General features: G+C 51.2%; 4 protein-coding genes. 2 read left to right on the plus strand and 2 right to left on the minus strand.

Annotated elements, in window-relative coordinates; translation table 11 throughout:
- Together D6694_05920 and D6694_05925 are read right to left on the minus strand one after the other, a co-directional pair.
- Positions 1-149: YqcC family protein (locus tag D6694_05920; GenBank protein ID RMH44363.1), on the minus strand; the 149-nt coding region annotated here is incomplete at its 3' end.
- The gene (locus D6694_05925) at positions 146-562 is read right to left on the minus strand and encodes an RNA-binding protein (GenBank protein ID RMH44364.1); all 417 of its coding nucleotides are present in this window, start codon (positions 560-562) and stop codon (positions 146-148) included. The genes D6694_05920 and D6694_05925, both read right to left, overlap by 4 nt.
- Before the next feature lie 100 nt (positions 563-662).
- Here D6694_05925 and gspC point away from each other — a divergent pair, with 100 nt between their 5' ends.
- Positions 663-1,643, plus strand: coding sequence for a type II secretion system protein GspC (gene gspC / locus D6694_05930; GenBank protein ID RMH44365.1), 981 nt, complete (start codon positions 663-665; stop codon positions 1,641-1,643).
- Positions 1,612-3,753: a type II secretion system protein GspD gene (gspD, locus tag D6694_05935; GenBank protein ID RMH44366.1), complete on the plus strand. Its 2,142-nt coding sequence runs from the start codon at positions 1,612-1,614 to the stop codon at positions 3,751-3,753. Before gspC ends, gspD begins: the two co-directional genes overlap by 32 nt.
- Positions 3,754-3,829 lie beyond the last annotated feature (76 nt).

The raw sequence follows: 3,829 nt of genomic DNA on the forward strand, positions 1-3,829 counted from the left end.
AGCCACTGGTGCAGATCGAGAGTATCGATCATAAAAGGCTCAGTCGAGGAAAGCTGTTCAAAGGATGGCATATCGTGCTCCCATAGTGACAGTGCTCTGAGTTCTTCTTCAAGCGCATGCAACAAGGCGTCCAACTGCTCATAAATCATTCGAAGTCTCCTCGTTTGAACTTCTGCATTTTACGACGAGCATGTTTGTCGGGTTTTCGGTGATCGTGTTGGATAGCAATGGCTGCCATTTTTCGCTCTTCGGCAAGACGGGCTCGGCGTTGTTGGCTTGCTTCAGTTTCTTCATACAAAGTGACAGCCACTTTCGCTGGCCCCCGTTGTTCCGCCAATGCTTTGACAACCACCTCAATTTTTTCAGAGCCTCTTGATATCACAAGCCTATCGCCGGGTCGCACTGTCTTTGCCGGTTTGGCACGGACATCGTTCAGCGTTACCTTCCCGCCTTCGATCGCTTGGCGCGCTAAGGCACGCGTTTTAAAAAAACGTGCTGCCCAAAGCCATTTGTCTAGCCGCACGGCTTCTGGAGAAAATGCTTCAGAATGGTAATTTTTCACTGTCAATTGTGACGGTTTGTGTTAAAAACACATTCCTCAATGATATAGTTAGCAATGGTACGGTGAAATGCTTTTTAAACCAACCGCTAATTGATATGGCATGGATGCGGGTGGAGAAACCTCAAATATAATGATGACAGAAAGTTCGCTGACAAACTATTTTCGCCGATTAGAATTGAGTAAGCTCCTATCCATGTTGACGTGGGTTGGGCTGCTGGTGAGCGCGTGGTTGGCGGCACGATTGGTATGGTCAGTGGTGGAGTGGCAGCAGTGGGCGCCTCCTTCGACGCAAGTGGCATTGCCCACGGGAAAAGCGGTGACAGGACTTCCTGAACTGGATGTGGCGACAATGGCCAGAGACCTGTTTGGTGTGGCGGAACGCAGCACTGAAACTACCACTGAAGAAGTGGTGACCGAAGCCCCGGAGACAGCATTACAGTTACGGTTGCGCGGTGTCTTTGCGAGTAAAGATAAGAAAAAGTCCAATGCGGTGATTGAAAACGAACGCGGCGAGCAAGAAGTTTATTTCATCGGTGACGAGATTGCCGGGCACCGCGGTGTGGTGCTCTATGATGTGCATCCGAATCGCGTCATCTTGAAGCATAATGGTCAGTTTGAAACGCTCACCATGGACGAACAGGTGCTGGATGCGTTGGTGGCCGAACCAGGACAGACGAGTCTGAACGGGGAAAAACCGAAAGGCGCCTATATTGACAAACGCAATAACCAGATGTTGACGCGCAAATTGCAAGCGCTGCGCCAAAAACTCAATGAGGATCCGATGGCACTGGCGCAACTCATCCAGGTGACGCCAGAGCTTAAGGATGGTCAAATGATTGGTGTGAAAGTGGCACCAGGCAAAGATGCGGCCCTGTTTGCTCGGGCGGGCTTACGTCGAAACGATATTATCACCGCCATCAATGGCATTCCCCTGGATGGGCCGCAAGCGGCAATCACGCTGCGTGACACCATCCTCAGTGCGGACGAGTTGACGCTACAAGTCATTCGCGGAAATCAACCGATAACTTTGGTATTTAGTCTCAATGAAAATGCACAAAAAGACATTCCACGACTTCGTTAAATCAGGCTGTCTGACAATTTTGGCCTTGGGCACCTATCTGGTTGGCCCTACGCCACATGCCGGGACAATGTTGTTGCCCATCGCGGCCCAGGCCACGCTCAATATGAAAGAGGCGGAACTGAGTACGTTGATTCAGACCGTGAGCAAATTGACAGGCTATGGTTTTGTACTCGACCCGCGCGTCAACAAAAATTTGCGCGTCACCATTATTTCGCCTCATTTGATGAATGAAGACGAAATCTTTGAAGTCTTCTTGTCGGTGCTCAAGGTCAATGGGATGACCGCGGTGAAAACCGGGCCTGTCTACAAAATCATGATGGAGCAGCAGGCGCGCCAGGACAGTAACCGGGTCGTTACCGGCACGCAGAACGACAATGATACCGATGAATTGATTACGCGTGTGGTCAAACTTAAAAATGTCTCGGCGCAGGAAATGCAGATATTCCTGCGACCATTGATCCGTCAACAGGGCGGGCATATCAGCGCATATCGACCCACGAATGTGCTGGTGATCACCGATTATGCGGCGAATGTCGAGCGGATCATGAAGATCATTGATCAGGTCGATAGAGAGTCGAATCAGGAATTTGAAGTGATCCCGCTTGAACATGCTTCGGCGTCCGAAGTGGTCAGAATCCTTGAGTCACTCAGTCGGTCTCAGCGGCAACAACCCAAAAATGAACTCTCGGTGCGGTTTGTGGCGGATGAGCGGACGAACAGCATTTTGCTGGCCGCCGATAAAAATGAGCGATTACGGTATTTACAGCTGATCAAACGGTTGGATACACCGTTGGAAAATAACGGCAATACCAAAGTGATTTATGTGCGCTATGCCAAAGCGAAAGATTTGGCCAAAGTTCTGGAAGGGGTTGGGAAGTCCATCGAAGAGGAGGAGAAACAAAAGAAGGCTTCGGGCGGCCGCCGTGGTCAGAACAGCATTCCCTACAGCATCGAGGCACATGAAGAAACCAACTCCTTGGTGATTACCGCACCGCCAGATCTGATGCGTTCGTTTGAAGATGTGATCAAGCGGTTGGACATTCGGCGTGCGCAAGTGCATGTTGAAGCCATCATCGTCGAAATATCGGAAGATCGCGCTAAACAGCTGGGTGTACAGTGGTTGTTTGGGGACACAGGAAGTGGCACGGCGCCGGCAGGCATTATCAACTTTTCCAATACCGGCCCAGGCATTGGTGCCATCGCTGGCGCGGCGTTACAGAACCGTGGGCAGGACAATGGTTCGGTGTCTATCACTGATCCGAGCACTGGTGTGGTCACCACCACCAACAACACAACAAGCGGTGACAATGGGCAAGCCCTGGCCCAAGTCCTGGGCGGACTGCGAGGGGCGGGCATCGGTGCTGCACGCATTGTCGAGTCGGGTTTGAGTTTTGCGGCGTTTCTCAACGCCTTGGCGAGAGAAACAGGCGCCAACATTCTGTCTACGCCCAGCATTACAACACTGGACAATCAAGAAGCATCGATTGTTGTCGGTCAGGAGGTACCCATCATCACTGGCCGGACGCTGGGCGATAACAATTCCAACCCCTTCCAAACATTGGATCGCAAGGAAGTGGGTATCAAATTGAAAATCAAGCCACAAATTAACGAAGGCAATGCCATCCAAATGAGCATTGAGCAGGAAGTGTCTTCAATTGCCGGGGCAACCAGTGCGGATGTGATCACCAACAAGCGCTCCATCAAAACCAGTGTCATGGTGGATGATGGCGGTATGATTGTGCTTGGCGGTTTGATCGACGACCAGATCCAAACCAGCTCGGAAAAAGTCCCCTTACTCGGCGACATTCCCATTGTTGGGCATTTGTTTAGCTCTGAAGGCACCACAAAGGTTAAGCGAAACCTGATGGTGTTTATACGGCCAACCATTGTGCGAGACAGCAATCAAATTCGTCAGCTGAGCCGCAGCAAATATAACTACATCCGTGCCCTTCAATTAGAGCAGCAAGCCGACGGTATTCCATTGATGCCCACAGCGGAGTCTCCCGAATTGCCCAAGTGGGATGAGTCGTTGGAATTGCCGCCGTCGTTCGAAGATTACATTCGAGACAAGAAAGCGAAAGACGACGCACCGGCACAGCAGGGAGAGTAAAGAAAAGGTGGCGACCGAAAATCTCATCGAGCAAGTTGGTGAAAGCGAAGGGGCGGTCACGCGGGTGCGCCTACCG

It is taken from the genome of Gammaproteobacteria bacterium, assembly GCA_003696665.1.
Lineage (GTDB): Bacteria > Pseudomonadota > Gammaproteobacteria > Enterobacterales.